Origin of the sequence: Paenibacillus sp. FSL F4-0125 (genome assembly GCF_038008565.1) — a bacterium.
Taxonomy (GTDB): Bacteria; Bacillota; Bacilli; order Paenibacillales; family Paenibacillaceae; genus Paenibacillus_AQ.
In genome coordinates this window covers 4680768-4707318 of sequence record NZ_JBBOZJ010000001.1, presented here as the reverse complement: position 1 = coordinate 4707318, position 26551 = coordinate 4680768, and the positions used below count along the sequence as shown (strand labels likewise).

At 44.2% G+C, this 26551-nt stretch carries 28 protein-coding genes; all 28 read left to right on the top strand.

The window, feature by feature from the left end; all coding sequences use genetic code 11:
• Positions 1–60: 60 nt before the first annotated feature.
• On the top strand, positions 61–1062 hold the full coding sequence (spoIIIAA, locus tag NST74_RS21045; RefSeq protein ID WP_341114249.1) for a stage III sporulation protein AA: 1002 nt from the start codon (positions 61–63) through the stop codon (positions 1060–1062).
• Positions 1055–1573 carry a stage III sporulation protein SpoIIIAB gene (gene spoIIIAB / locus NST74_RS21040; RefSeq protein ID WP_341114248.1) on the top strand — a complete coding sequence of 173 codons (519 nt, stop codon included), beginning with the start codon at positions 1055–1057 and terminating at the stop codon, positions 1571–1573. The genes spoIIIAA and spoIIIAB overlap by 8 nt, the downstream gene beginning before the upstream one ends.
• Positions 1574–1586: 13 nt before the next feature.
• Entirely contained in the window at positions 1587–1790 is a 204-nt protein-coding gene (gene spoIIIAC / locus NST74_RS21035; protein WP_036682849.1) for a stage III sporulation protein AC, read from the top strand.
• 7 nt (positions 1791–1797) lie between these two features.
• Positions 1798–2187 carry a stage III sporulation protein AD gene (spoIIIAD, locus tag NST74_RS21030; protein ID WP_042129828.1) on the top strand — a complete coding sequence of 130 codons (390 nt, stop codon included), beginning with the start codon at positions 1798–1800 and terminating at the stop codon, positions 2185–2187.
• A gap of 42 nt (positions 2188–2229) precedes the next feature.
• A complete protein-coding gene (spoIIIAE, locus tag NST74_RS21025) occupies positions 2230–3471 on the top strand; it encodes a stage III sporulation protein AE (RefSeq protein ID WP_341114246.1) in 1242 nt (413 codons plus the stop codon).
• A gap of 225 nt (positions 3472–3696) precedes the next feature.
• Positions 3697–4458 (top strand): stage III sporulation protein AF, encoded by a 762-nt coding sequence (gene spoIIIAF / locus NST74_RS21020; protein WP_341114245.1) that lies wholly within the window; start codon positions 3697–3699, stop codon positions 4456–4458.
• 40 nt (positions 4459–4498) lie between these two features.
• Positions 4499–5140 carry a stage III sporulation protein AG gene (spoIIIAG, locus tag NST74_RS21015; RefSeq protein WP_042129823.1) on the top strand — a complete coding sequence of 214 codons (642 nt, stop codon included), beginning with the start codon at positions 4499–4501 and terminating at the stop codon, positions 5138–5140.
• Between the two features lie 67 nt (positions 5141–5207).
• A complete protein-coding gene (locus NST74_RS21010; RefSeq protein WP_042129821.1) occupies positions 5208–6113 on the top strand; it encodes a SpoIIIAH-like family protein in 906 nt (301 codons plus the stop codon).
• A gap of 147 nt (positions 6114–6260) precedes the next feature.
• Positions 6261–6770 (top strand): acetyl-CoA carboxylase biotin carboxyl carrier protein, encoded by a 510-nt coding sequence (accB, locus tag NST74_RS21005; protein ID WP_042129818.1) that lies wholly within the window; start codon positions 6261–6263, stop codon positions 6768–6770.
• Positions 6771–6824: 54 nt separating this feature from the next.
• On the top strand, positions 6825–8168 hold the full coding sequence (accC, locus tag NST74_RS21000) for an acetyl-CoA carboxylase biotin carboxylase subunit (protein WP_341114243.1): 1344 nt from the start codon (positions 6825–6827) through the stop codon (positions 8166–8168).
• A 114-nt stretch (positions 8169–8282) separates the two neighbouring features.
• Positions 8283–8699 carry an Asp23/Gls24 family envelope stress response protein gene (locus NST74_RS20995; protein ID WP_042132343.1) on the top strand — a complete coding sequence of 139 codons (417 nt, stop codon included), beginning with the start codon at positions 8283–8285 and terminating at the stop codon, positions 8697–8699.
• Positions 8700–8773: 74 nt separating this feature from the next.
• Positions 8774–9313, top strand: coding sequence for an alkaline shock response membrane anchor protein AmaP (gene amaP / locus NST74_RS20990; protein WP_042129814.1), 540 nt, complete (start codon positions 8774–8776; stop codon positions 9311–9313).
• 15 nt (positions 9314–9328) lie between these two features.
• Positions 9329–9562: a DUF2273 domain-containing protein gene (locus NST74_RS20985; RefSeq protein ID WP_042129813.1), complete on the top strand. Its 234-nt coding sequence runs from the start codon at positions 9329–9331 to the stop codon at positions 9560–9562.
• Positions 9563–9854: 292 nt separating this feature from the next.
• Entirely contained in the window at positions 9855–10307 is a 453-nt protein-coding gene (gene nusB / locus NST74_RS20980; protein WP_042129811.1) for a transcription antitermination factor NusB, read from the top strand.
• Positions 10308–10450: 143 nt separating this feature from the next.
• Complete coding sequence (folD, locus tag NST74_RS20975; RefSeq protein ID WP_341114240.1) at positions 10451–11308, top strand: bifunctional methylenetetrahydrofolate dehydrogenase/methenyltetrahydrofolate cyclohydrolase FolD; 858 nt, start codon at positions 10451–10453, stop codon at positions 11306–11308.
• 11 nt (positions 11309–11319) lie between these two features.
• The gene (gene xseA, locus NST74_RS20970; protein ID WP_341114239.1) at positions 11320–12699 is read left to right on the top strand and encodes an exodeoxyribonuclease VII large subunit; all 1380 of its coding nucleotides are present in this window, start codon (positions 11320–11322) and stop codon (positions 12697–12699) included.
• The gene (gene xseB, locus NST74_RS20965) at positions 12677–12934 is read left to right on the top strand and encodes an exodeoxyribonuclease VII small subunit (protein ID WP_042129807.1); all 258 of its coding nucleotides are present in this window, start codon (positions 12677–12679) and stop codon (positions 12932–12934) included. The genes xseA and xseB overlap by 23 nt, the downstream gene beginning before the upstream one ends.
• Positions 12921–13868 carry a polyprenyl synthetase family protein gene (locus NST74_RS20960; RefSeq protein WP_341114238.1) on the top strand — a complete coding sequence of 316 codons (948 nt, stop codon included), beginning with the start codon at positions 12921–12923 and terminating at the stop codon, positions 13866–13868. Before xseB ends, NST74_RS20960 begins: the two co-directional genes overlap by 14 nt.
• Positions 13869–13967: 99 nt before the next feature.
• Positions 13968–15872 carry a 1-deoxy-D-xylulose-5-phosphate synthase gene (gene dxs, locus NST74_RS20955; RefSeq protein WP_341114236.1) on the top strand — a complete coding sequence of 635 codons (1905 nt, stop codon included), beginning with the start codon at positions 13968–13970 and terminating at the stop codon, positions 15870–15872.
• 46 nt (positions 15873–15918) lie between these two features.
• Positions 15919–16818: a TlyA family RNA methyltransferase gene (locus NST74_RS20950; RefSeq protein ID WP_341115940.1), complete on the top strand. Its 900-nt coding sequence runs from the start codon at positions 15919–15921 to the stop codon at positions 16816–16818.
• A gap of 119 nt (positions 16819–16937) precedes the next feature.
• Positions 16938–17411, top strand: a complete 474-nt coding sequence (locus tag NST74_RS20945) for a hypothetical protein (protein ID WP_249923668.1) — start codon at positions 16938–16940, stop codon at positions 17409–17411.
• Between the two features lie 147 nt (positions 17412–17558).
• Positions 17559–18008 (top strand): transcriptional regulator AhrC/ArgR, encoded by a 450-nt coding sequence (ahrC, locus tag NST74_RS20940; protein WP_042190440.1) that lies wholly within the window; start codon positions 17559–17561, stop codon positions 18006–18008.
• A gap of 63 nt (positions 18009–18071) precedes the next feature.
• Positions 18072–19799 carry a DNA repair protein RecN gene (gene recN, locus NST74_RS20935; protein WP_341114233.1) on the top strand — a complete coding sequence of 576 codons (1728 nt, stop codon included), beginning with the start codon at positions 18072–18074 and terminating at the stop codon, positions 19797–19799.
• Positions 19800–19937: 138 nt separating this feature from the next.
• Positions 19938–21050 (top strand): SpoIVB peptidase, encoded by a 1113-nt coding sequence (spoIVB, locus tag NST74_RS20930; protein ID WP_341114231.1) that lies wholly within the window; start codon positions 19938–19940, stop codon positions 21048–21050.
• A gap of 199 nt (positions 21051–21249) precedes the next feature.
• The gene (gene spo0A / locus NST74_RS20925; protein WP_042129795.1) at positions 21250–22065 is read left to right on the top strand and encodes a sporulation transcription factor Spo0A; all 816 of its coding nucleotides are present in this window, start codon (positions 21250–21252) and stop codon (positions 22063–22065) included.
• Between the two features lie 182 nt (positions 22066–22247).
• Positions 22248–22712 (top strand): site-specific integrase, encoded by a 465-nt coding sequence (locus tag NST74_RS20920; protein WP_341114229.1) that lies wholly within the window; start codon positions 22248–22250, stop codon positions 22710–22712.
• 240 nt (positions 22713–22952) lie between these two features.
• The gene (locus NST74_RS20915) at positions 22953–24377 is read left to right on the top strand and encodes an ApeA N-terminal domain 1-containing protein (RefSeq protein WP_341114228.1); all 1425 of its coding nucleotides are present in this window, start codon (positions 22953–22955) and stop codon (positions 24375–24377) included.
• 1078 nt (positions 24378–25455) lie between these two features.
• Positions 25456–26289, top strand: a complete 834-nt coding sequence (locus NST74_RS20910; RefSeq protein ID WP_341114227.1) for a hypothetical protein — start codon at positions 25456–25458, stop codon at positions 26287–26289.
• Positions 26290–26551 lie beyond the last annotated feature (262 nt).

Here is a 26551-nt window from a genome sequence, read left to right as displayed (position 1 = left end):
CGTACAAGCATAAATATGGAATAAAGCAATTAGATAGAGGACAACTTGGGGGTACTTTGTATGGTAGATGATTGGCTGCAATTGTTTCCTGAAAAAGTAAGAGCACTGTTAAAGTGCCTTCCCCTTCCGCTACTTGGAATGGTGGAAGAGATTCGGGTCCGTGAAGGTCGTCCGCTTGAAATTAACTATTCAGGTAAATATCACTTTCTTAGAGCAAATGGCAGCTTAACACAAAGACCGGAAGAAGCCTATAGGCCGGATCGGGAGGACAGTCATAGACTGCTAGATCTGATCAGCAACCATTCACTATATACGATGGAAGAAGAGCTGAGAAAGGGATTTATAACAATTCCTGGCGGCCATCGAATAGGACTTGCTGGTCGGACGGTCTTGAGTGGTGGGGGTGTTGAGCATCTAAGAGACATTACAAGCTTCAATGTCCGCATAGCCCGTGAGGTTCCCGGTGTCGCGGATAAGGTGCTCCCTTATCTGCTGGACAAGGGGAGGCATCGAATGATGCACACTTTGATCCTCTCGCCCCCACAGCACGGTAAGACAACACTTCTTCGCGATATCGCAAGACAAATCTCTTTAGGCGATTTGGGGAAGCGCGAAAGCGGAAGACCCGGTTTGAAGGTGGGGATTGTCGATGAACGTTCTGAGATTGCCGGAAGCAGACGCGGAATTCCCGCCTTTGATGTCGGTCCGCGTACAGATATTCTCGATGGTTGTCCCAAAGCAGAAGGCATGATGATGATGATTCGGTCCTTGTCACCGGATGTATTGATCGCGGATGAGATTGGTCGTCCTGAAGACGCCGATGCGGTAACCGAAGCACTGCATGCTGGAATATCAGTCGTTGCTTCGGCTCACGGCAAAGAGGTAATAGAACTGGCTCGTAGACCGGGACTAGGGGCTCTATTGGAACAAAAGATGTTCGAGAGATACGTCATTCTGCATCGTTCAGAAGCGGGGCTCACCTTTCGTATTCTGGATGGGCAGAAACGCGGATTGCTGCTTATCTCTCCCGGGGATCGATTAGGCGGTGATTTACATGCTTAAGCTATTCGGTGCCGTGCTAATTGTGCTGGCTGGTACGCTGGCAGGGCTCCAATTTGCAAGACAATATGCAGACAGGCCAAGACATATTAGAGGTTTAATAGCAGCGCTACAGCGGCTAGAGACAGAGATTATGTATGGCTTTACCCCATTGCCTGAAGCTATGCGGCGTATTGGGATTCAGTCTAAGGAGCCGCTCAAGACGTTGTTTGTTAAAACAGCTGAAGAGATGAGCCCGCCCCATGACCGAAGTGCCCAGGATGCCATCCAGAGGGCTATGGATATGCATTGGAAGACTACCGCAATGAAGGGGACAGAAAAAGAGATTCTCCGCCAGCTCAGTTGTACTCTCGGCACAAGCGATAGGTCGAACCAGAGCACTCATATCGCGTTAGCATTGCAGCAATTGAAGCAGGAGGAGTCGGTGGCCAGAGAGGATCAAGGCAAATATGAAAAGTTGAGTAAAAGCCTGGGTCTGCTGCTTGGAGCATTGATCGTCATTTTGATCTTTTAGCGAGGTGCCAGGAATGAATATTGAAGTCAATGCGATTTTTCAAATTGCCGGCATTGGCATAATTATCGCCATGATACACACGGTGCTTAAACAGATGGGAAAAGAAGATTTCGCACATTGGGTCACCGTGATCGGGTTCGTCGTCGTGCTATTTATGGTTATCCGAATGCTGGACGGACTGCTGCAGGAAATAAAAACGATCTTTCTTTTTCAATAGGCGTGCTATGGAGATCATTCAAGTTGTTGGAATAGGGCTGATATCGACCATATTGATTCTCGTACTGAAGGAACAAAAACCGATGTTCGCCTTCCTTCTCGCTACTGCCACTGGGATTCTGATCTTTCTGTTTCTAATCGGCAAGATTGGAATGATTCTGTCCACACTGGAGCGGGTGGCAGAGTCATCGGGGATGGAAATGATCTATTTAAAGACCGTGTTCAAAATTATAGGGATTTCATATATCGCTGAATTTGGAGCACAGATCGTGCGCGATGCAGGACAGGAATCAATTGCTTCCAAAATAGAACTCGCCGGAAAAGTCCTGATTATGGTACTAGCTGTACCTATTATCAGCATCATTATTGAAACGGTCATGAAGCTGCTACCTGCTTAAAGCGATTGAATTAAGCCAAGCAACGATTAGGGAGGAGAAGTTATGCAAGAGCGCAGTGTTTTTCGTCCTCCAAAATTAAAAATAATACTGCTGCTGCTCCCCTTTCTCTTCATTCTATGGTTTGCAGGTACAGCTCAGGTGGCCATAGCTTCTCTAGCAACTCCAGCACCTGGATCAGGGAATTCCTCCCCAGTAGACCAGTGGGTCAAGGGTCAGGTGAGCAATTTGCCAACGGATAAGGTGGAGTCGTACTGGGATCAACTGATGAAGGATTACGGAGGTTTTTTTCCAGACGGGGCAACACCTTCGCTTATGGACATGCTGCTTCCGGGGGATAAGGGACTCAGCTTGCAGAGTGTGTTATCAGGACTTCTTGGATTTATGTGGCATGAGGTGCTGTACAACGGGAGGCTGCTGGTCACGATTGTCATGGTCAGTGTGCTCAGCATGATACTGGAGACGCTGCAAACCGCTTTTGAGCGAAAAACGGTCAGCAAGGTGGCTTATACGCTCTGTTATATGGTGGTGCTAGTGATTGCCGTGAACAGCTTCAATGTTGCTATCGGTTATGCGAAGGATGCTATCGACCGGATGATTGATTTTATGATGGCTATGATTCCGCTGTTGTTCGCTTTGCTGGCTTCGATGGGGAACATCGTTACCGTCTCGGTCACACATCCACTGATTGTTTTTATGATTCATACCGTAGGTACTCTGATTCACACCATTGTCTTTCCACTATTATTCTTCTCTGCTGTGCTGCATCTCGTAAGTGCATTGTCGGAGAAATACAAGCTGACTCAATTGGCGAATCTGCTAAGAAATATCGGGGCTGGATTGCTAGGCGTACTGCTCACTGTGTTCCTCGGTGTGATTTCAGTCAGGGGAATTACGAGTTCAGTGACAGATGGTGTTACGATTCGGGCCGCTAAATATATCACAGGCAACTTTGTTCCGGTCATCGGAAAAATGTTCGCGGATGCCACAGACACAGTGATCTCCGCTTCACTTCTGGTGAAGAACGCCATTGGGCTATCCGGTGTCATTATCATTTTGTTCTTATGTGCTTTTCCAGCGATCAAAATCCTGGTGCTTGCTCTGATCTACAATGTTGCTGCTGCTGTAATGCAGCCTTTAGGAGAGACGCCGATTGTGGTCTGCTTACAGACGATCGGAAAAAGCATGGTGTACGTATTCGCAGCTTTGGCAGCCGTATCGTTAATGTTTTTTATGGCCGTCACGATCATGCTAACCGCAGGCAATTTAACCGTCATGATGAGGTGACTATGCTGACAAAACTTAGCGGGTGCTTTCGAAGTGAGTTTTGTACGAAGTAATTTCACTGAAGGGTATGCTGACAAAACTTAGCGGATGCTTTCGAAGAGAGTTTTGTACGAAGTGATTTCACTGAAGGTTATACTGACAAAACTTAGCGGGTGCTTTCGAAGAGAGTTTTGTACGAAGTGATTTCACTGAAGGTTATACTGACAAAACTTTAAGGAGGAAAAGATGAGCTGGTTAGGAGGATGGCTGCGGGAGATCATTCTTGTCGTATTGTTAGCATCGTTCGTTGAGTTGCTCCTTCCGAGTAAATCTATGGAGCGTTATGCGAGGCTGGTGCTGAGCCTCCTGATCCTACTTACCATGCTTAGCCCAATCGTTTCTCTCCTGAAAGGTGACGCAATAGCCGAGCTGAGTATAGCCATGGGGCGGCAGGAGAAAGAGGGAGGCTTGTTCACAGGAGGGGGAAGCGGAGATCCTTCTTTGGAAAAGATTCTGGCTGATGGGCAAAAGCTTGCGCAGGGGCGTCAGGATCAAAGCCTCAAGCTGGCGGCTGAAGAGGTTGCTGAACAAATGAGGGAGCAAATTATCAGCGAGACCGGCAAACGCGGGGTTAACGTCGCTGTAACGCTCAGTATGGCGAAATCCGGCGGTTCTGGTAACGAGGATATTCCTGTTATCTCCGCAGTGAAGGTCTCGATGTCCTCGGCGACAGGTAATCCCATAGGGGTTTCCGGAACCTCCAGCACAGCGGCTGCTCCACCAATTGCTATCGCTCCAGTAGAGCCTGTTGAAGTGAAAATCGGTGCAAATCCAGAGAATGGATCAGCATCAGCAGATGAACCGAAAGCAGTAAACGGAAATGTATCAGAAGATAACAAAACTTCAAGTGAAACGGAATCCATCGTAAAGCTATTGGAACAAAAATGGGATTTGGATCCCAAAGTAATCCAAGTGGATGGCGGCGTTGTGAATAACGTCAAGTTATGAGTCTGCAGCTTCTAAACTAACAATTTTAGGAGGGATAAGCGTGGGCAATTGGCTGAAAAAGCTGGAGCAATGGGCTGGGGGCGGGGCTGGCAGTCCGAAGAGAAGTCATACTTTTCGCTGGCTGATCATCTTAGGCCTGCTGGGCGCAGCGATAATGCTGTTTAATTCCTTCGTCAATGTGAAGAAGATTGATAACGAGAATACAGGGCGTGAGCCGCCGCTGAATCAGTCCTCCCAAACGGCGCTGGTTCAGAGTGATCCAACAACATCCAATTCGTTCGACAGCATTGAACTGGCGATGGAGAATCGAATGAAGGAGATTTTGGAGAAAATCGTCGGTGTCGGTACAGTCGATATCATGGTTACCGTGGAGTCAACAGAAGAAATTGTTGTGGTGCGCAATATGAACGACTCCCAGCAACTTAGTGAGGAGACGGATGCCAGTGGTGGTAAACGTCACACGACACAATATACAAGGGATGGCGAAATCGTAACTTACTCGCAATCGGGCGATGAGACACCTATTGTGACGAAGCGGATTAAGCCTCAGGTCCGTGGTGTGCTGGTAGTTGCCAAAGGGGCAGAGAACAAGGTTGTCCGTGGACTCATAGAGCAGGCTATTGAGAAAGGCTTGAATGTACCGATTCAGCGCATTTCAGTAGTACCACGCAAACAAGAGTAGCAGGAGAAAGTCAAGAAGTGAGTGCTTCCGAAGCAGCCACTAGATTAAATTTTAGGAGGAATAAAGAATGAACGGCAAAAGACAAACAATATGGTTGGTTTCTATGCTCAGTTTGATGGTTGTACTCTCGGCATACTATTTATTTACTGAAGATTCAGGTGCATCGGTTCCAAAAGACACAGCAGGAACTATGCAGGTAGACTCCTTGAAAAAAGATACAGCAAACGCAGCATTACCAACGGTTGGCGACAAAGGTATCGTTGTGAACGAAGTGGTCAGTCAAGGAGATGTTGTTGCTGATGGAGGCGTTGTAGATAACGCTACAGCCACTGACGATAGTGCAGCTACTGCAACTACTGATGACAGTGCAACTACAGCGGTTAAGGATGATAGCAGTAAAGCTGCAGCAGACAGCGGTAACTCTGAGAAAGCTTCGACGGACACTGCTGCAAAAGACTCCAGTAAAACTTCTGACACAGCAACTAAGGACACAGCAGCTAAGGATACAGTAACTAAGGATACGGCAGCTAAGGATACAGCGGCTACTACAACATCCAAAACCCCTGCTAAGAATGATAAAGAAATCCTGGATGAAGTAGCCTCACAAAGTGTATCGGCGAGCAGCATGTTCACTAACTACCTGTATGAACGTGAGCAAAAGAACCTAAAGAGCCAACAAGACTTACTCGCTTTGATTAACGATATGGAGAAGACGCCTGCTGACAACGCAGTTGCTCAAGAACAACTCCTTAACCTTGAAGAAAAAGAATCTAAAATTACGGGCATCGAAGAACAGCTTCAACAAAAATATGGAGAAGCCATCGTGAAGGAAGAAGCTGGAGACAGCTATAAAGTAGTCGTACTCAGTGACAAGCTGGATGTGAAACAAGCGGTTAGTATCGTTGATCTCGTGATGAAGGAACTGAGTGTGTCTCAGGATAAAGTTAGTGTTCAATACGTTTCCGAGAAATAATAAGACGTGAAATTCTAGGAAAAATGACGAAAGAGCTCGGGTTCTCCCGGGCTCTTTCCATTTCTAGTGTTTATGATATAATACATAAAGTTATCTTGTCCGCTTAAGAAGTGGCTTCGAGAGAAAGCTGAAGGAGTGAACTAATGTATGTTCAAGTTGAGCGAAATTAAGGAATTAATTAAATTGCTGGACCAGACCTCCTCTGTACATGAGTTGGAGATCGAAAGCGAAGGAATGAAGCTTGCAATTCGCAAACCGGATCGCCCTGAAGCTGATGGAACAGCAGTACAGGCGACTCCTTATAATGCCTATCCCTTTACGCCTGCCCCGCAGCCGCAGAGCGTGCAGCAAGTGCCTTATCCAGTAATCAGTGAGGTTCCTCCAGCGCAGCAGCCACAAGCCGTCGCAGAAGGCAAACTACATAAAATTGTATCTCCAATGGTGGGAACGTTTTATAGTGCCGCTTCTCCGGAAATGCCATCGTTTGTTAATGTTGGAGACCGTGTTGGTGAGAAAACTACGGTATGCATTATCGAAGCGATGAAGCTGATGAATGAACTGGAAGCGGAGATTAAAGGTGAAATCGTGTCCGTACTGGCCGAGAATGGTCAGCTTGTAGAATACGGTCAACCACTATTCCTGGTTAAACCGGAATAAATACCGCAGATTACTTATGGAGCGGAAGCTTCGCAAAACTTTGGGAGGAAACGCATGAACATTCAAAAAGTGTTGATTGCCAACCGCGGCGAAATCGCGGTCCGCATTATTAGGGCCTGCCGAGAACTGGGCATTTCCACCGTCGCGGTCTATTCGGAACCCGACCGGGATTCACTGCATGTCCGGTTGGCTGATGAAGCTTACTGCATCGGTCCGATGCCGTCCAAGGACAGCTATCTGAACTTTACAAATATTATGAGTGTAGCCACCTTAACAGAATGTGATGCCATCCATCCTGGTTATGGATTTTTAGCTGAAAATGCAGATTTTGCAGAGATTTGTGAATCTTGCAATATTATCTTCATTGGGCCATCTCCAGATGCAATCAACCGTATGGGTGATAAAGCTGTGGCGAAGGAAACCATGAAGCTGGCTGGCGTTCCGATCATCCCGGGCTCAGATGGCCTCGTAGGTGATGTTGAGGAAGCCGTCATGCTGGGCCGTGATATCGGATACCCGATTATCATTAAGGCTACCGCAGGTGGCGGGGGTAAGGGCATTCGGATTGCTGAGGACGAGGAATCATTGGTGAAGCAGATCACTGCTGCACAACAGGAAGCGCAAAAGGCGTTCGGTAACGCTGGCGTATATCTGGAAAAGTACCTCACAGGTATGAAGCACGTAGAAATTCAAATTATTGCAGATAAACATGGTAATGTAGTGCATTTAGGTGAACGCGATTGTTCCGTACAGCGTCGTCGCCAAAAGCTGATTGAAGAGGCTCCTTGTTCTGTACTCACACCGGATATTCGTGAAGCGATGGGTAATGCTGCAGTTCGTGCAGCACTCGCTGTAAACTATTCGGGAGCGGGAACGCTTGAATTCCTGCTTGGTCCGGATGGACAGTTCTACTTTATGGAGATGAATACTCGTATCCAGGTGGAGCATCCGGTAACTGAAATGGTTACGGGAGTGGATCTGATCAAGGAAATGATCTCTGTTGCAGAAGGCAATCCTTTGTCTTTTACACAGGAAGATATCGTAATTAATGGTTGGTCGATTGAATGCCGTATCAATGCGGAAGATCCAGAGCGTAATTTTATGCCTTCACCAGGTAAAATTGGCTTTTATTTGCCGCCTGGAGGTCTCGGTGTTCGTGTAGACAGCGGGGCTTACCCTGGGTATACGATTTCCCCTTTCTATGATTCTATGATTGCAAAGCTGATTGTATGGGCACCTACACGTCAGGAAGCGATTGCAAAGATGAAGCGCGCCTTGGCTGAATTTGCGGTGGAGGGAATCCACACAACGATCCCTTTCCATCAGAAACTGTTGGAGCATCCAGTGTTTTTGGATGGCAATTTTGACATCAAGTTTCTGGAAGAGCATGAAATTTAGGACGACTTCGCTTTGTTTGTCATAAAGTTCGTCAAATGATATAGTATGTTTAATAAGAGACGTGCTTTACGCTTGAATTTATGAGAATCTTTGTTGAAAGGTGTGAAGTCTAAAATGAGTACATTGCCGACAGAATACGAACGGACAGAAATCGGTGAGATCCAGATTGCTCCTGAAGTGATCGAGGTGATCGCAGGTTTAGCAACCGTTGAGGTTAAAGGTGTAGCAGGCATGAGCGGTGGTTTCGCCGGTGGTATTGTTGAGCTTCTCGGACGTAAGAACCTGTCCAAAGGAGTTAAAGTAGAGGTTGGACAACGCGAAGCTGCAGTGGATGTTTCTGTAATCATTGAATATGGTAACCGTCTTCCTGAAGTGGCTGCTGAAATTCAGCGTAATGTAAAGCGTTCCATCGAGACTATGACTGGTCTGACTGTTGTGGAAGTGAATGTGCATATTCATGATGTACAATTCAAGAACAACAACACTGTAGACAAGAACGAGGAAGCTGAAACGGTTCTTCGCGTGAAATAACAGTCGTCGTTCTTCCATAAACCCCCGACAGCAAAGTCGAGGGTTTACTCTAATTTAAGGAGGTTATGAGACTCGTGGCAAAAATTTTGGACAGACTTTTGCTGTTTGTCTACAGCTTAAGTATCGGAATATTATCTGTTATTGCCATCCTCCTCTTGAGCGGTGCTATTCCTAAAACTTTGGAGATTGAGAATGGACCAGCAGCTTATATTACTGCAATTGTAGTAGCAGTTGTCTTGTTCCTTCTGAGCATCCGATTTTTCTACATCTCTTTGCGTCGTGATCGCGCTTCTTTACCTTCTGTTGATCAGCGTACAGAGTATGGGGATATTCAGATTTCAGTGGAGACCATTGAGAATCTGAGTCTGAAGGCTGCCGGTAAAGTGAAGGGAATCAGAGATCTCAAATCGCGTATTCGCGTTTCTCAGGCTGGCCTTGAAATTACAATTCGCGCAGTAGTGGATGGTGAACATTCATTGCCGCTATTAACCACAGAAGTGCAGCGTCAGGTGCATGATTTTGTGCAGGAGACAACCGGTATTCCGGTTGCAGATGTGTCTGTGTACATTGCTAACCTCACGCAGTCTCCAAGCTTCAAAAGTCGAGTGGAATAGAGGTGAGTTTCCCTTATGTCTTGGAAAGAAGTATGGGAAAGTCACGGGGGTAGAATCGCCGGAGTGACTTTCGGCATTGGTCTAGGTTTGATCTATTTAATTTGCGGTTTTTGGGATATGTTGTTCTTTGCACTGGTAGTGTTCATCGGATATACGCTCGGCAAAAGAAAGGATAACGCAGAAGCTCCCCTGTTTCAGTGGCAGGAGCTGATCACGCGTCTGTCCGGACGCTGGCGTCCCTTCAAATGAACCGCGATAGTCTTTTTCCCGGAGCATTAAGCCGTAAGTTTGTGTTGTCCAATGCCCCAGGAAGAAAGGCTTTGCGGTTTTTTTAATTAAGAAATTTATCATTAACGGACAATAATCCTCTAAGGATTAGGGATAGAAGTCGAAGAATTTGGGCTTAAAATAATTGTAGGCGATGCAATTAAAAGTTTGAATGATTATCACACTAGAGGTGTGAAGTTCTATCTATGGTTGCCCGACGTTGTAGAAGTTTAAGTAAACATGTTAATGCGATATAAGATTTTAGGAGGAACACATGAAAAGACGTATAGCGAGAGAGATTATTGTCCAAAGCCTGTATCAGATGGAAATGAACGATGTAGAAAGCGCGGATGCCGTAGAAATGCTGCTGGAGGAAGCTTCAGAGGAGAATGAAACCGAACGTGTAATTACGGACGAGATTCAGCTCAAGCACTATGTGGTGGAGCATGTAAACGGAGTATGGGAGCACAAAGTTGCGATTGACGATATGCTTGAGCATTACTTAAAGGGCTGGCAGATGAGCCGTTTGTCACGTGTCGATCGTCAGATTTTACGTCTTGCGGCTTATGAAATGGTGTTTGCGAATGATGTTCCGGCGAAGGTTGCTGTGAATGAGGCTATTGATTTGGCCAAGCATTTTGGAACGGATGATTCCGGTAAGTTTGTAAACGGTGTACTTGGGAAGATGATCCAAGAGATCGATACAATTAAAGCTGACCATTCTTAATATTAAAAAATGTAAGAAAGCTTAAGTTTGCATCTATTCTTTATGTCTTATATTTCTCGCTTAAACGCTTATCGTCCTAATAAGGAAGTCGAAGGCGTTTATGCTTGTACAATAGTAAAGTATATAAAAGGGGAGAGACTATCATGACAGCAGCAATCATCAGTGGTAAACAAGTATCTGAGGAAATTCGTATTGGTATTGCCCAGGAGGTTGCTGAACTGGCGAAACGCGGCGTGAAGCCCGGTCTGGCAGTAATTCTAGTAGGTGAAGATCCAGGGTCACAGGTTTATGTGCGTAACAAGGAAAAATCCTGCATCAGCCTTGGTTTCCATTCGGAAGTGCATAAACTGGATGAGACTACTACTCAGGAAGAATTGCTGGCTCTCGTAGCGCAGCTTAATGGACGCGATGATATTGATGGGATTCTGGTTCAGCTTCCGTTGCCTAAGCATATTGAGGAAAAAGCCGTTATTGATGCTATCTCTGTGGAGAAAGACGTTGACGGCTTCCACCCTGTAAATGTAGGTAACCTAGTGATTGGTGCAGACAGTCTGCTTCCTTGTACACCTGCTGGTGTAATTGAACTAATCAAACGTACAGGAACAGGTATGGCAGGCAAACATGCTGTGGTCATTGGCCGCAGTAATATCGTAGGCAAGCCGGTATCTTTGTTGCTGCAACGTGAGAATGCTACTGTAACGATGTGTCACTCCCGTACAGCTAATATGCAAGAAATTAGCCGCCAAGCAGATATACTGGTTGTAGCGATCGGACGTGCTAATTTCATTGATGCTTCGTATGTGAAACCGGGTGCTGTTGTCATTGATGTCGGTATGAACCGTTTGGATAACGGTAAGCTTGCGGGTGACGTTGATTATGATAGTGCAAAAGAAGTTGCCGGATACATCACACCTGTTCCGGGTGGGGTTGGTCCGATGACCATTACAATGCTGATGAGCAATACGCTGATTGCGGCTAAACGCCGTCACGGCTTGGAATAGGGGTAGGATTCATGGCGGCAGAGCGGCAGGTCTATTCGATAAAAGAACTCAACCGTTATATCCGCATGAAGCTAGACTCGGATACGTTACTTTCGGATGTATGGATTCGCGGAGAGATTTCCAACTTTACGCATCACGGCAGCGGTCATATGTATTTCACGCTAAAGGATGAGAGCAGCCGGATCAAGGCGATTATGTTCGCCTCCCATAACCAGCGCCTGCCGTTTATTCCGAAGGAAGGTGCCCGGGTTATCGCAAGAGGTAATGTGACCGTATATGAACGGGACGGGCAGTACCAGTTCTATGCCACACATATGCAGCCGGATGGAATTGGTAGTCTATATTTAGCTTATGAGCAGCTGAAGAGTAAGCTTGAGCAAGAGGGGCTGTTTGCAGAAGCGCGTAAACGGCCGTTGCCTCGCTTTCCAAAGTGCATCGGCGTAATTACTTCGCCAACGGGTGCAGCTGTACGGGATATCGTGATTACACTCCAGCGGCGGTTTCCGCAGGTGGCAATTGTAATCTATCCCGTACTGGTGCAAGGCAAAGGCGCCGCGCCTTCGATTGTGAAGGCGATTGGAGCGCTGAACCGCATGGGTGAGGCCGACGTGCTTATCGTCGGCCGCGGCGGCGGTTCGCTTGAAGAGCTGTGGGCGTTCAACGAGGAGGAAGTCGCGCGAGCGATATCGGCATCAAGCATTCCGGTCATCTCGGCCGTTGGCCACGAGACCGACTTCACGATTGCCGATTTCGCCGCCGACCTCCGCGCGGCTACGCCCACAGCGGCCGCGGAGCTGGCCGTGCCACATGCCGGCGAGCTTGCTGCGCAGCTTCGCGGGCAGCAGCAGCGGCTGCGCCAAGCGCTGCAAAGACGCGCCCAGCGCGGACGCGAGCGTCACGCGGGGCTGGAACGCTCGCTGGCGCTGGCAGGCCCGCGCCGCTCGCTGATGCAGCACACGCAGCGGCTGGACCAGCTGCGTGAACGGCTCCAGCGCTCAGCGGATGCACGGCTCAGCCGTTCCCGCGAGCGCAAAGCTGTGCTGCATCATAGTCTGCAGCGCTTCCATCCGCACGGCAGTGTTGCCGCTGCGCGGCAGCGCACCGAGAGCATACGCCGTGAGCTGATGGGTGCCATGCAGGCCCGCCTGCAGGAGAAGAAATCTCGCTATGCAGCGGAGATTCGTCATCTGGATGCGCTAAGCCCGCTAAAAGTCATGTCGAGAGGCTACAGCTTAGTCTATGACGAGGCAGAAGAACATTTAATAAAATCGCTGACCGAAGTGCAGCTTGGCGATCTTGTAGTGATAAAGATGAACGACGGACAGCTGAACTGCCAGGTATGGGGAATGAAGGAGGATGGCAAAGACGATGACGAAGGAAGCGGAACTTGATTTTGAAGGCGCCATGGACCGACTGGAGGAAATCGTACGTGAGCTTGAACACGGCGACGTTCCCCTGGAGAAGGCCATCGATTTATTTCAGCAAGGCATGAAGTTATCTCAGCTTTGCGGCAGTAAGCTTGAACAGGTAGAGCGTAAGATCGAAATGATTACCCTAGAGGACGGAGAACTGCGCAAGAAGCCGTTTGGTGCACGTCTGGAAGGGGACGCCGATGACTCGCTTTGATCATGAGCTTGAGAAAAGTTCTGCAGGAGAAACACAACGGCAGCCTCTAGAGGATTACATCGCATCTATCGGTGACGTAGTCACACATGAATTAGAAGCTATTCTTCCTACGCAATGGAAGGTTCCGGAGAATTTGCAGCAAGCGATGATGTATTCACTAATGGCTGGGGGCAAACGCCTCCGGCCACTGCTGGTGATTTCTGCTTGTGAAGCTCTCGGAGGAAGTCGAGAGGCTGCTTTGCCTGTCGCTGCGGCTATAGAGATGGTACATACCTACTCGTTGATTCATGATGATTTACCTGCCATGGATAATGATGATTATCGGCGTGGAAAGCTTACGAATCATAAAGTCTTTGGGGAAGCTACGGCGATCCTTGCGGGTGATGCGCTTCTGACCCATGCTTTTTACAGTGTGGTACAAGCTTCACGGAAATTTGGTGTTCCAGCTGAAAGTGCATTATCCATCGTTGAGGATTTGGCTGAAATGGCAGGTCCACGCGGCATGGTTGGCGGTCAGATTGCAGATATGGAAGGCGAACAGGGTCTAACGGATCATGCACAGTTGAAATACATTCATCTGCATAAGACAGGAGATTTGATTATCTTCTCGCTGCTAGCCGGCGGTCGTATTGCAGGCGCTAACGAGCAGCAGCTCGAGGCCTTACATGAATTTGGAACAGCCGTTGGACTCGCTTTTCAGATCCAAGATGACATTCTAGATCTGGTTGGGGACGAAGGCAAGCTTGGTAAAAAGACAGGCAGTGATGTCAAACAGCATAAGGTAACCTATCCTTATTTTATTGGCCTCGAAGCCTCGCGTGAAGAAGTGAAGCAGCTTACAGAAACAGCCCGTAATGCTGTACTGAACGGCGGCTTTCACGACCACCAGCGCCTGCTGGAAATTGCAGATTATTTAATGGCACGAGATCACTAATTATGAACTTTCGAAACGGCTGTATTTCGACAGCCGTTTCGTTTGTGTTATAATGGGTTTTATATAATTTACAACATCTAGGAAAGCGGGGAACTATACGTGCTGCTTCCACAAATAAATGATCCTGAACAACTGAAATCTCTGTCAATTGATGAGTTAAATACTCTAGCGGAGGAAATTCGTCGATTTCTGATTGAGAAGCTTACAGCAACTGGTGGGCACCTTGGATCCAATCTTGGAGTCGTGGAGCTCACTTTGGCTTTGCATTATTGCTATAACAGTCCTCGGGACAAAATGATTTATGACGTTGGTCACCAGGCCTATGTCCATAAGATACTAACCGGTCGCCAAGACCGTTTCGACACCCTGCGTAAATATCAGGGCTTGTGCGGATTCGTTAAGCGCTCCGAAAGTGAGCATGATGTGTGGGAAGCTGGACACAGCAGCACCTCATTATCAGCAGCAATGGGGATGGCGATGGCCCGTGATCTCAAGGGTGAGGACAACAAAGTAATTGCCGTGATCGGTGACGGAGCACTTACTGGCGGAATGGCGTTTGAAGCACTTAACCATATTGGTCATGAGAAGCGTAAGCTGATGGTTATTTTGAACGATAATGAAATGTCCATAGCTCCTAACGTAGGGGCAATGCACAATTACTTAAGCAAGATTCGTTCAGATCGCCACTATTTGCGTGCTAAAGATGAGGTTGAGGGGCTGCTTAAGAAGATTCCGGCCATCGGAGGGCGTTTAGCGAAGACCGCTGAACAGTTAAAGAACAGTCTTAAATATATGATGGTACCTGGTGTATTGTTTGAAGAGCTAGGCTTTACGTATCTCGGTCCGGTGGATGGACATGATTTAGAGAAAATGATTGATACCTTCCACCAAGCAGATAATGTGGCTGGACCTGTACTTGTGCATGTATTGACGACCAAGGGCAAGGGCTACAAACCGGCTGAGACCGATTTCTATAAATCGCATGCTATTTCGCCTTACAAAATTGAATCGGGTCAGTCGCTTAAAGCTGTGGGTCCGCCAATGTACACCGAAGTATTTGGCAGTACGCTAATTGAACTGGGCCGGGAGGATTCGCGTCTGATTGCAGTTACACCTGCGATGCCAGGAGGCTCGGGTTTATTCCCATTTGCGAAGGAATTTCCGGATCGTATGATTGATGTCGGGATTGCGGAGCAACATGCGGCTACACTTTGTGCAGCTTTGGCTATGGAAGGGATGAAGCCGGTATATGCGGTGTATTCCACCTTCATGCAACGTGCCTATGATCAGATCGTTCATGATATTTGCCGTCATAACGCAAATGTTATGTTCGCTATTGACCGCGCTGGATTTGTAGGTGCGGATGGTGAGACTCATCAGGGTGTGTACGATGTTGCCTTTATGCGCCATATTCCGAATATGGTGATGATGATGCCTAAAGACGAAAATGAGCTGCGTCATATGATGAAGACGGCGCTTGAATATAATGACGGCCCGATCGCTTACCGATACCCTCGAATTAATGGTACGGGTGTGACGATGGATGCAGAGATGCATACCATTCCAATCGGATCGTGGGAACGTCTGCGTACTGGGGAAGGTTATGCGGTTGTTGCTTGCGGCCCTATGGTTCAAGTGGCTGAAGAAGCCGCTGATTTGTTGAAGCGTGAAGGAATTCAGGTGGGCGTCGTGAATGCGCGTTTCCTGAAGCCGCTCGATAACTCTATGCTGCTTGATTTGGCTCACGCTGGAACCAGTATGGTTGTTATTGAAGAGGCTAGCCAAGCAGGAAGTCTCGGCAGTGCGGTATTAGAATTCTACGCAGAGAATGAAATTTATGATGCTCGTGTACACCTGATGGGTGTACCTGACATCTTTGTGGAGCACGGCTCCATTAAAGAACAGCGCCAGGAAACAGGTCTTACTGTAGAAAAACTATGTGCACGTATCAAGTCCATGATGGCTTTGAGTGCTTATAATTACAAAACAACTTCGTCTTCCTAAGTGGAAGCCGGAAATTAGCAACCCTTTGAACGATCGGGAGATGACCATGGAACACCGTAAAGAACGGATAGATGTATTGCTTGTTGAGCAAGGTTTTTATGAAAGCCGTGAGAAAGCTAAAGCAGCCATTATGGCAGGGCTAGTGCTCGCGGATGAGGAACGCATTGAAAAGGCTGGTATGAAGGTGTCACGGGAGGCAACTCTTAAGGTTAAGGGCTCTGTGCATCCTTATGTCAGTCGTGGGGGCCTAAAGCTGGAGAAGGCTCTTCGTCAATTTAACATTGATCTTACGGGACGGACCATGTTAGACATCGGTGCTTCTACTGGAGGCTTCACGGATTGTGCACTTCAGAATGGAGTAAGCCATGTGTACGCGATAGATGTTGGTTATAATCAGCTGGATTGGTCGCTGCGTAATGATGAACGCGTTAGTGTTATGGAACGTACGAATTTCCGATATATGACGCCTCCAGATTTGGTGGGTCCGATCCCGGATTTTGCGAGTATTGATGTTTCGTTTATCTCCTTAAAAATAATTCTTCCACCGCTCAAAGCGTTGCTTAAGCGCCCGGCGGATATTGCCGCGCTGATTAAGCCGCAGTTTGAGGCGGGGCGGGAGAAGGTTGGTAAATCAGGTGTGATTCGTGACTCTGCTGTCCATAAAGAGGTATTGATTAATGTACTGACCATGGCGGCAGAGCTGGGTTACCAGCTACAGGGATTAACCTTTTCACCGATTACAGGTGGGGAAGGGAATATCGAGTTTCTTGCTCACTGGAGACTAACGCCTGAAACAGCGGAAGATGAAGAGGTATTATTACCTTCAGATGCTGTCTCATCAGTCATACCAGTGGAGGATTTCCCATCTCTAGCGGATGAAGTGATTAAGCAGGCTACAGGTACTTTTAATGTAAATTCAACTCATGGAAACTCATCGCGCCGGTGAGTTTCTTTTTCCATATGGTCAAGTCAGTGAAATCGAATATACGGAAAGCTCCTAAAAAGCCTGCGCAGAAGAAGGAATTAGCAAGGCTTCACGCGAATAAATCACCGAGGTGATTGATAGTGGCGGGTAGCTCTGACAAGGTCGTCATGGCGTTTATTGGAGTAGCATTATCGATTTTTATAATTTATCGGATATATATATGGCTGCAAAGTTCTCCGCGTTCTTTCATGAAGGATCAGATCCCGTTTAATAAAGTGATTATTCCTCACCCTTCTATAGACATACTAGAGGATGAAGGGTATGAGGTGGTTGGAGGGAAGCTCAAAATCCCGTTGTCCTTCAACGTAAACGGGGCACAGATGTATAGCCGATTATTTATAGATTATGTGGCGACTAAGGAAGAAGGATCAATATATTTGGTCATCCTTTCCAGACCACGCAAACCTTTAGATTTCACAGGAAGTGGCTTACGGGATACCTTGCTTCCGTACTTACTGATTTATCCGGAATGCAGCGGAGTTCTGTATGTTAATGTTGCTGCGGGATCTATTCAAGTGATTAAGCTCGGCAGGGATGACGGAGAATCAAACTGAGTCCATATTTAACTAGGTGTATGCTTCCGAAGTAGTTATGCCGAAGCTATTCAGGATGCATCGCTTACAAAACTAAGTCTATGCTTCCGAAGTAGTTTTGTCGCTGCTAATCTGGAAGTGTCGCTTACAAAACTTTAGGAGGCAACAATGAAGGGACAACGACATATTAAGATACGCGAGATTATTACGCAAAAGGATATCGAGACACAGGACGAGCTGGTAGAAGCTTTGCGTGAATCTGGTTTCCAGGTTACTCAAGCGACTGTATCTCGGGATATTAAAGAGCTATTGCTTATTAAGGTTCCTATGGATGATGGAAGATATAAATATTCACTTCCAACCGATCAACGGTACAATCCAATCCAGAAGCTGAAGCGCGTTCTAGTGGATAATTTTGTACAGATCGATTCATCGGCTAATCTTGTGGTGATGAAATGCTTACCGGGGACCGCTAACTCAGTGGCAGCTTTGATCGATAATATTGACTGGCCACAAATTATGGGTACCATCTCTGGTGATGATACCATTCTTATTATTTGCCGCCAGCCTGAGGACAGCAAGACCGTAATTTCACAAATTATGGGTTATATTTCTTAAAATATAAAAAGTATTAACATCATTCTATCGAATTCTTATCATCTTCTCGGAGGTGCTCTATTAGTGTTAGAAACCTTGTCTATTCGCAATCTAGCCGTCGTTGAGGCGGTAGATGTGCATTTTTATCCTGGCTTCCATGTGCTTACAGGGGAGACTGGGGCAGGTAAATCCATTATTATTGATGCGCTTGGACTGATTGCCGGAGGCCGCGGTTCCGCGGATTCTATTCGTTACGGCTGTGAAAAAGCAGAGATGGAAGCGCTCTTCAGCCTTCCCAGCGGTCATCCCGTCTGGGATACTTTGGAGCGCCTTGGCATTGAGGCCCAGCGTGAGGAGCATCTTATTATACGTCGTGAGCTTACTTCTCAGGGGAAAAGCACATCACGCGTAAACGGACAAATGGTCAATCTTACGATGCTTCGTGAAATTGGCGAGCAGCTGGTGAATATTCATGGACAGCATGAACACCAAAACTTATTGAAGGCAGAACGACATTTGGGACTGCTGGATACATACGGAGAACCTATAATCGGGCCGCTTAAAGCGGTATATCAGGAAAAGTATTCCGCCTTTGCGAAAGTGGAGAAAGAGCTCCGAGAGCTGCAGGAATCCAGTCAGAAGGCATACCAAATGCTTGATTTATATCGTTTTCAGTTAGAAGAAATTTCATCTGCCGCATTAAAACCGGGAGAAGATGAATTACTTGCCGAAGAACGGGTCAAACTATCCCACAGTGAGAAAATGATGGATTCCGTATCCGGTGCATATGAGCTCCTCTATGATAGACAAGGCTTAGAATCCATCGGTAATGTCATTTCAAGGCTCGAGGATGCGGTTCGTTACGATGAAAAGGGTCTTAAATCCGTGCTTGAGCAGTTGCAGTCCTCTTATTATCAACTGGAGGATGCTGCATTTCAGCTTCGTGATTACCGCGAAGAGATTGAGTTCAACCCACAGCGACTCGAAGAAATCGAGAACCGTCTTGATTTAATCACCGGACTTCGCCGTAAATACGGAGATAGTGTAGAACAGATTCTGGCTTATTATGAACAAATCCATCGGGAAACCGATCTGCTTGAGAATAAAGATGAATATCTGGAGAAGCTGACGACCAAACGCGATGCATTGTTAGCTGTGTTGATGGAAGCAGCTACTGAATTAAGTGATGCACGGAAGCTGTGTGCGTCTGATCTGGCCACGCAAGTGGAAAGTGAGCTTAAAGATCTTCAGATGGAAAGAACCTCGCTACAGGTTAAATTAGATACGCTGGAGGACCCACGTGGTGTTGAATATAAGGGTCGGCGTATACGTCTCACAAGACAAGGGATCGACAGTGCGGAATTTATGATTTCCCCTAACCCTGGCGAGCCGTTAAGACCTCTTGGCAAAATTGCCTCGGGTGGTGAGTTGTCGCGTATTATGTTGGCAATGAAGAGCATTTTTGCGCGTCATGATGCAATTCCAGTTCTGATTTTTGATGAGGTGGATACCGGTGTGAGTGGTCGAGCTGCTCAATCCATTGCAGATAAACTGTATAAGCTGTCCTCCACCTGTCAGGTGTTCTCCATTACGCACTTACCGCAGGTGGCTTGTATGGCTGATCATCAGTACTTAATCCGCAAAAAGGTTGAGGACGGAAGAACCATGACTGAAGTGGAATCACTCTCGAATGATGGACGTGTAATGGAGCTTGCCCGAATGCTGGGTGGGGTGGAAATTACCGAAAAAACATTGCACCATTCGCAGGAAATGCTCAATTTGGCTGAGGCCAGTAAGGCTGCAACAAGCTAAGCGGAACAATGATTGACAGTAATAAAAGCCTGGGGGCAAGGTTATCTTATAGGTACGCAATTGGCGACCACCTTTTTCGTCAAGCGAAAGAAGCAAAAGGGAGCGTGACAGCCATTGAAGCCTAACCTCAGGAAGTTAATGCCAGGCCTTTTATTTGCCTTCTTTCTTAGTTTATCGGGCATAACGGGAACCCACCAAAGTTTTGCCGCACCATTGAACAGTGAGCCTGCCAAGGTGACTGCGCAAGGAATGAAACCGGAACTGAAGGTGATCCCGGGAGGTCAAACGATCGGAGTGAAAGTGAAATCAGCAGGTGTTCTGGTTGTAGGACATCATCTGATTGAAGTATCCGAGAAATCTAAGCTTTCCCCCGGTGAAATCAGCGGTTTGGTACCTGGTGACTTGATGATCTCCATTGATGGAGAGAAGTTGGACGAGTTATCTAAGGTGGCCAAGCTTGTGGATCGCGCCGGAAAAGCGAATAATTCTCTGACGATTGTCTTTAAACGCGCTGGGAAAGAGCATACAGCCAAGCTCAAACCCGCGTATGATATTAATGACAGAGTCTGGAGGCTAGGCCTGTACATTCGAGATTCTGCAGCGGGTGTCGGCACATTAACTTTTTATGCCCCGAAACAGGGTGTCTATGGAGCTTTAGGACATGTGATTACGGACATGAATACAGGAACACCAATCGTTGTTGGCAGCGGTCATATCGTTCAGTCCAGTGTAACGTCGATATCTAAAAGCCAAGATGGCGATCCTGGTGAGAAACGAGCTCATTTCTTGAAAGAAAGCCAAGTGCTTGGCAATGTTGAGAGCAATACAGATTTTGGTATCTTCGGTAAAATGAATCGTAATCCCGAGCATAGTCTTTATAAAGAACCTATTCCTGTGGCAATGAGCAATCAAGTCAAGGAAGGGCCTGCTGAGATTCTAACCGTTGTAGATGGGCAGCAGGTGGAACGGTTTAAGGTTGAGATCATTCATGTGGCACATCAGCAGACACCAGCTACAAAGGGTATGGTAATTCGTATTACAGATCCTCGGCTGATCGATAAGACAGGTGGTATCGTTCAAGGGATGAGCGGAAGTCCAATCGTTCAAAATGGACGGCTCATCGGCGCAGTAACTCATGTATTCGTAAATGATCCTAAGTCCGGATATGGCTGCTTCATCGAATGGATGCTTAAGGATTCTGGTGTAACGCTACAGGAGAATAGGTATCCATTAAATCTTAAGGCGGTTTAGCCTTAAGATTTTTTTGTCGAAGGATTACGAAGATTATCGAACTTTGAAATAAAATATTTAATTATAATCCATGCCAGAAAAAAAATAAAGAAAAATAATTTTCGACAGAAGGGAATTCAATCTCCATGTCGAAAATGTTAAGAGACAAGAAAAAAATGTTATTTTCGAATAGCAGATATAATTAAGGAGGAAGCAGCCAGTGCAGAATATTGAAGTGTTGTTGGCCGATGATAACAGGGAATTTACGAACTTGCTTTCCGAATACATTTCTGAACAAGAAGATATGACGGTAACGGGTATCGCCTACAATGGTGAAGAGGTGCTTCAAATGCTCAGCGAAGCACGTAAAGTTCCCGATGTCCTTATTCTTGATATCATCATGCCTCATTTAGACGGTCTGGGTGTCTTGGAACGTCTGCGTGATATGGATCTGAATCCTCAACCGAAGATCATCATGCTGACCGCTTTTGGTCAGGAGAACATCACTCAAAGAGCTGTACAGCTTGGTGCATCCTATTATATTTTGAAACCGTTCGATATGGAGGTCCTGGCAAATCGTGTACGTCAACTTGTCGGGGTCCAAGGCAGCATGAGCTCATCCTCGAACATGTACAACTATTCGTCGACGTCCAGATCGAATGTAGTGCCGCTTACGAAGGGCAAGAATCTTGATGCTAACATTACCTCGATCATCCATGAAATTGGTGTTCCAGCACATATCAAGGGCTATCAGTACCTGCGCGAAGCGATCACCATGGTATATAACAATATCGAGATCCTTGGTGCGATTACAAAAACGCTCTATCCAGCCATTGCAGAGAAATTCAAGACCACTCCTTCACGCGTTGAACGCGCGATTCGCCATGCGATTGAAGTGGCTTGGACCCGTGGCAACATTGACTCCATCAGCCATCTATTCGGCTACACCATTAATATCTCCAAATCTAAGCCTACTAACTCGGAATTTATTGCCATGGTAGCAGACAAGCTGCGGATTGAGCATAAGGTTAGTTGAAAGGGTTAGGGGCAGTGCGTGGTAAGTGATTGTGGATTGCTGGTAGGTGTTTATTGGTAAAGTAAGGATACCGATAAATATCCGAAAAGGTGTGTTTAAAACCGATAAATGTTTTTGAGAAGAGCTATAAATACCGCTGTTTATTGGGTTTCCAAAAATCCAATGAAGGGCGGTTTTTTGTTGTGACGGACTTCGAATTTCAAGTAGACAATTTCATGTTATTTTGTTCCTCCAAGAATCTTTCACGTAAAACAATGGCAAGCTATGAACAAGCGCTAAAGCTCTTTGGTCATTACTTAAAGCAGCATTTCAAGATTGAGGAAGTTACAAAGGTGCAGACTGGTCATATACGTCAATACATCAAGTTTTTAAGGGAACGTGGCAAGTACTCTGTTGTAAGCGCTGAAGAATCTAAAAAAGTTAATCATCCAGAACGTCGTGTAGACTTCAAAAAAGAAATTTCAACGACAACCATTGCTAACTATGTGCGGAATATCAAAGTGTTTTTCAATTACCTATATGATGTTCCCGCGCAGTTACTTTATTTTCAATACATTTTTGAACCATACATTTTCTATCGATTACATATAAATGATTACTTAGCACTACACAAATTAGAGACGCTGAATAACTTTTTCGTAACGTAACAAATAGCCTGTTCATTAATAACTAACGTATTAATATCCAAGGTGTTTTCTTATGAAAAAGAATTAGCCCTCTATAAGCTTAATTCAAAGGTAAGAGATTGTGTCTCAATAAAAGATTTTGTATCATCATGTGATGCGTTAGGTAATTATTAATTATATATACAAAATGTTTTAAGGATATAATTTATATAGGTGATAAGATAAATAATTATTAGAATTATATGGAAAGGTGAGATGTTATTGAGTTTACATCCGTCAATATATGATGAATTTGAGTATACTGGGAAGTGGTGGCTTGCTGGGCAGAATGAAAATAAGGTTACTGGAACTTTGAAATTCTCAAAAAAAGGTATTAGACTAGAACTGATATTTGATCAATTTGATAACTTTACCACAAAAGATTTAAATGAAAATATTGAAAGTTATATATTCTTAGGTGATAGTTCTGGCGGGCTTATTACACTTATTGATGGTTATTCTGCAAGGAGTACAACAAGATATTCTACTAGTGGAATACTAAATATTGTGAAGTTGGATTTTGAAACATTACTTGTAGGTAGACATTTTAATAGTATTACTGATATTCAATTTAAGGAATGCTTAGTTCATTACTCTAACCTAGAAACCTGGCTAAGTTATGATCCTTTAGAAATTATTAGTGAAGAAGAAAATTATCCGAAAATAATAGTGAGAAATATTGAAACATTTGAGGTTTATGTTAATTCTCTAAATGCAAAGATATCCTCAACTTTTACTATTCACAGTAAAAGTCAAAGATATAAACAAGAACAATTGATATACATACCTTATATAAAATTCACGACTGAAAGTCACAAAACTTTGGAATGGTTTAGAGAAGCTCTTTGGCATTTTAGGAACTTTCTATGCATACTTACTGATTCAAAAGTATTTATTGAGTCAATGATTTTTAAGAATGAAGATGAAAGCAATGTAAGAGTGTACACTTCACCATCAAATGATTATGAAAAAATGGAACTGGATATCCATAAAGACTTTATATTAGCATTACCGCGGATTGAAAAAAATTTAGAAGTTGTGCTCAATAAGTGGTATGAAATAAATATAAAATCAAGCATGCTACTATATGTTAATACTTTTACAAGGGCTGAAAATATGGTATTAGAAGACATATTTTTAGGTTATGCAAAGGCAGTGGAAAGTGCACATCGAGATAATAAAGTTATTACTAATAAATTTGTTGATGAAGATGTATATTTGAAAACGACAAGTAAAATGTTAGCTGTGATAAAAGAAGATGGTTCTGGTGATTTATACAACAAACTTGCTGCAACCCTAAAATATGCAAATGAATTTGGCTTTCAAAGAAGGATTAAAGAGGTGATAAAATCCTTAGACAGAGAACTGCAAGAAATAGTTCTTATGGGAATGGATATAAAGTATTATGCTGATTTAGTTCGAGTTAACAGGGATTATAATACTCACTTTGGTGAATTAGATAACATGCTATTTAATCCTTATCAATTCATCAATATTAACAAGAGTTTGAAATTAATAGTTCTTAGTTTGATTCTAGAAGAGATTAATATACCTAATGATATACTTCTTTCCGTCTTGCATTTTAATAAAAGGTGGATCGATAGTATTGAAAATGGTAAGGCAGTTTTTAATATTAAAGCAAAATAATTATAATAAAGAGTCTTCGAATTCGAAGGCTTTTTATTATAAGAGTATTAGTAGTACAAACCTGTATTCTAAGTGATTTCTTAATCATCAAATCTTTAATAAGCCATAGATAGAATTTGAGTTTTATGTTCTGCATTATCAGCGTTCCATATTTATTGAAACCCTCCATTAATCAGAATTATTTTAAAATAGTTGTAAAATGGAAATACACATTCTAAAAATTAATTTTAAAGCGGGGAACTTTAGTGGCTACTGATCCTTTCACTTCGGAATTACTGAAACAATCAGTTCACCAAGTAATGCAAAATTGGCTTAAACCTAGTCTTGAAAAAATGAATGCTCAGAGAAAATTGCGGAGGAATATTGAAGACAATACTTTTTTTCTTAAGTTCGAGGAGTATCTTGTTTCTGCATCTAATGAATACAAATATTTGAATACTATTGTATTTAATAATAGATGTAAAGAAAGAGACTCTTTATAGAGCATTGAATAATCGTAAACCAAGCGCAACAGACTGAAGAGTGGTTAGTTAATAAGATAAAGTCATTGTGGTCTGACTGGAAAAGCAATCTTGAGTGGGATACAAAGAATCAATAAAGAAACCACTTCTTGTTTCAGGAGTGGCTTTGTTTTATATGGAGATGTATATTTTGTAGTCAAATTGAACTTTGTGCTTAGATACATTACGATGAACTAACAAATATGCCATATAATCGTGTTAGCATCAGAAGTGTTCAGCATCTAATGGAGAAGAATGGATACTTAGAAATAGAGGTAGAGATCATTTGAGACTTTCTAGTGTCAGCGGCAAGGCGCATCCTCAGAGCATATGGGATTTTAGTGGAGCGACTGTGAGTGGATTAAATGTTGTTGCAGTATTTGGGTAGTTCTATATACTGCATGCAATTTATCTAAGGGGATAGTCACTAATGGCTATCTCTTTTTGTTGTTAATTTACAATAAATCACTGTAATGATTATACAAAACATGGTAACATTTAACTAGTTTGATTGGTTAGAATAGGTTAAAGGAATTAGATATTACATAGTTGAGTTAATGAAAAGGTGATTGATTATTATGGAAATAGATATTGTAAAGTACCTACCTGTAGCAACTGCTATTTTATCAGTTACTCTGGGTTATATGTTTGGTATTAGAACTAAGAAGAATGATAGGTTGGTTCAATTTACGCAAGAAAATATGAAAGAAGTCTTCAGCCCCATGTACCATGAAATGAGGAAGATAATTTCAGACTCAGTTAAACCTAGAGATAGGGAACAGTTACTAGATGCATTTTTTGAAAAATATCTTGCTAATAATACTTCTATTTATAAACTGGGCAACTTAGAGTTAGTGGACACATTCTATGAATTGAGTGAAAATTATCGACAGTTCAAACTATTACGTGATGAAGGACTTTGGAAAGAAATATTATGGGAGTTTAAAAATACTCTCTATTATAAAGTGAAGGAAGGATATAGAAACTCAACAAATTTATTGTATCGTGAGTTTAAGTGGCAACAGTACATTCAAACAAAGCCATATTGGAAGAGGTTCTATTTTGAATCAATGAAGTTTCTATTTGAGACAGTAAAAGGAATTAATGTAATCTCTGCACTACTGGTTTATTTTTCTGGTTTTTTCAAATTGTTAGGACGTGGACTTTTTCCGAAGGACTTTTGGCTTTTTAGTTTGATGCTCCTTGGACTAAGCTTATTCGCTAGTCTAATATTAATTATGCCAAACATACAGTACATTACTTTAACATCAAATTCAAAGGATAGTTTCTCAAGGAAAGTAATGAAAAAGCATTTTCCAAATATTCTCGCAAAATGGGATGGGTTGTTTCTAAAGAAGGATTATACTACAGTGCCGAAAATGTATGAGAAAAGGTTGTTTGAAGAGGAATAATTATAAACGTCAATTTAATTGATAGTTTAGAAGAGATGTTGTACAAAATTAATGTCGAGGTAGCCGACAAGCTGCGGATTGAGCATAAGGTTAGTTGAAAGGGTTAGGGGCAGTGCGTGGTAAGTGATTTTGAATTGTTGGAAGGTGTTTAGGCTAAAACAAATTTGCCGATAAACTTCTTTTTAGGTAATTTTAAGCCAATCAATTTCTTCTTTGTATATGTATAAATTTCACTCCTTTATTGGGTTCGGTAAATCCAATG

Bases quoted from the DNA above. Each gene is read 5' to 3' on its own strand.
- spoIIIAD (WP_042129828.1), top strand. From the start codon at position 1,798: ATGGAGATCATTCAAGTTGTTGGAATAGGGCTGATATCGACCATATTG.
- spoIVB (WP_341114231.1), top strand. From the start codon at position 19,938: ATGCCAGGCCTTTTATTTGCCTTCTTTCTTAGTTTATCGGGCATAACG.
- NST74_RS20910 (WP_341114227.1), top strand. From the start codon at position 25,456: ATGGAAATAGATATTGTAAAGTACCTACCTGTAGCAACTGCTATTTTA.
- spoIIIAF (WP_341114245.1), top strand. From the start codon at position 3,697: ATGAGCTGGTTAGGAGGATGGCTGCGGGAGATCATTCTTGTCGTATTG.
- spoIIIAB (WP_341114248.1), top strand. From the start codon at position 1,055: ATGCTTAAGCTATTCGGTGCCGTGCTAATTGTGCTGGCTGGTACGCTG.
- NST74_RS20960 (WP_341114238.1), top strand. From the start codon at position 12,921: ATGACTCGCTTTGATCATGAGCTTGAGAAAAGTTCTGCAGGAGAAACA.
- folD (WP_341114240.1), top strand. From the start codon at position 10,451: ATGACAGCAGCAATCATCAGTGGTAAACAAGTATCTGAGGAAATTCGT.
- NST74_RS20985 (WP_042129813.1), top strand. From the start codon at position 9,329: ATGTCTTGGAAAGAAGTATGGGAAAGTCACGGGGGTAGAATCGCCGGA.
- spoIIIAE (WP_341114246.1), top strand. From the start codon at position 2,230: ATGCAAGAGCGCAGTGTTTTTCGTCCTCCAAAATTAAAAATAATACTG.
- xseA (WP_341114239.1), top strand. From the start codon at position 11,320: ATGGCGGCAGAGCGGCAGGTCTATTCGATAAAAGAACTCAACCGTTAT.
- spoIIIAA (WP_341114249.1), top strand. From the start codon at position 61: ATGGTAGATGATTGGCTGCAATTGTTTCCTGAAAAAGTAAGAGCACTG.
- spoIIIAC (WP_036682849.1), top strand. From the start codon at position 1,587: ATGAATATTGAAGTCAATGCGATTTTTCAAATTGCCGGCATTGGCATA.
- xseB (WP_042129807.1), top strand. From the start codon at position 12,677: ATGACGAAGGAAGCGGAACTTGATTTTGAAGGCGCCATGGACCGACTG.
- NST74_RS21010 (WP_042129821.1), top strand. From the start codon at position 5,208: ATGAACGGCAAAAGACAAACAATATGGTTGGTTTCTATGCTCAGTTTG.
- nusB (WP_042129811.1), top strand. From the start codon at position 9,855: ATGAAAAGACGTATAGCGAGAGAGATTATTGTCCAAAGCCTGTATCAG.
- accC (WP_341114243.1), top strand. From the start codon at position 6,825: ATGAACATTCAAAAAGTGTTGATTGCCAACCGCGGCGAAATCGCGGTC.
- ahrC (WP_042190440.1), top strand. From the start codon at position 17,559: ATGAAGGGACAACGACATATTAAGATACGCGAGATTATTACGCAAAAG.
- NST74_RS20950 (WP_341115940.1), top strand. From the start codon at position 15,919: ATGGAACACCGTAAAGAACGGATAGATGTATTGCTTGTTGAGCAAGGT.
- accB (WP_042129818.1), top strand. From the start codon at position 6,261: ATGTTCAAGTTGAGCGAAATTAAGGAATTAATTAAATTGCTGGACCAG.
- NST74_RS20995 (WP_042132343.1), top strand. From the start codon at position 8,283: ATGAGTACATTGCCGACAGAATACGAACGGACAGAAATCGGTGAGATC.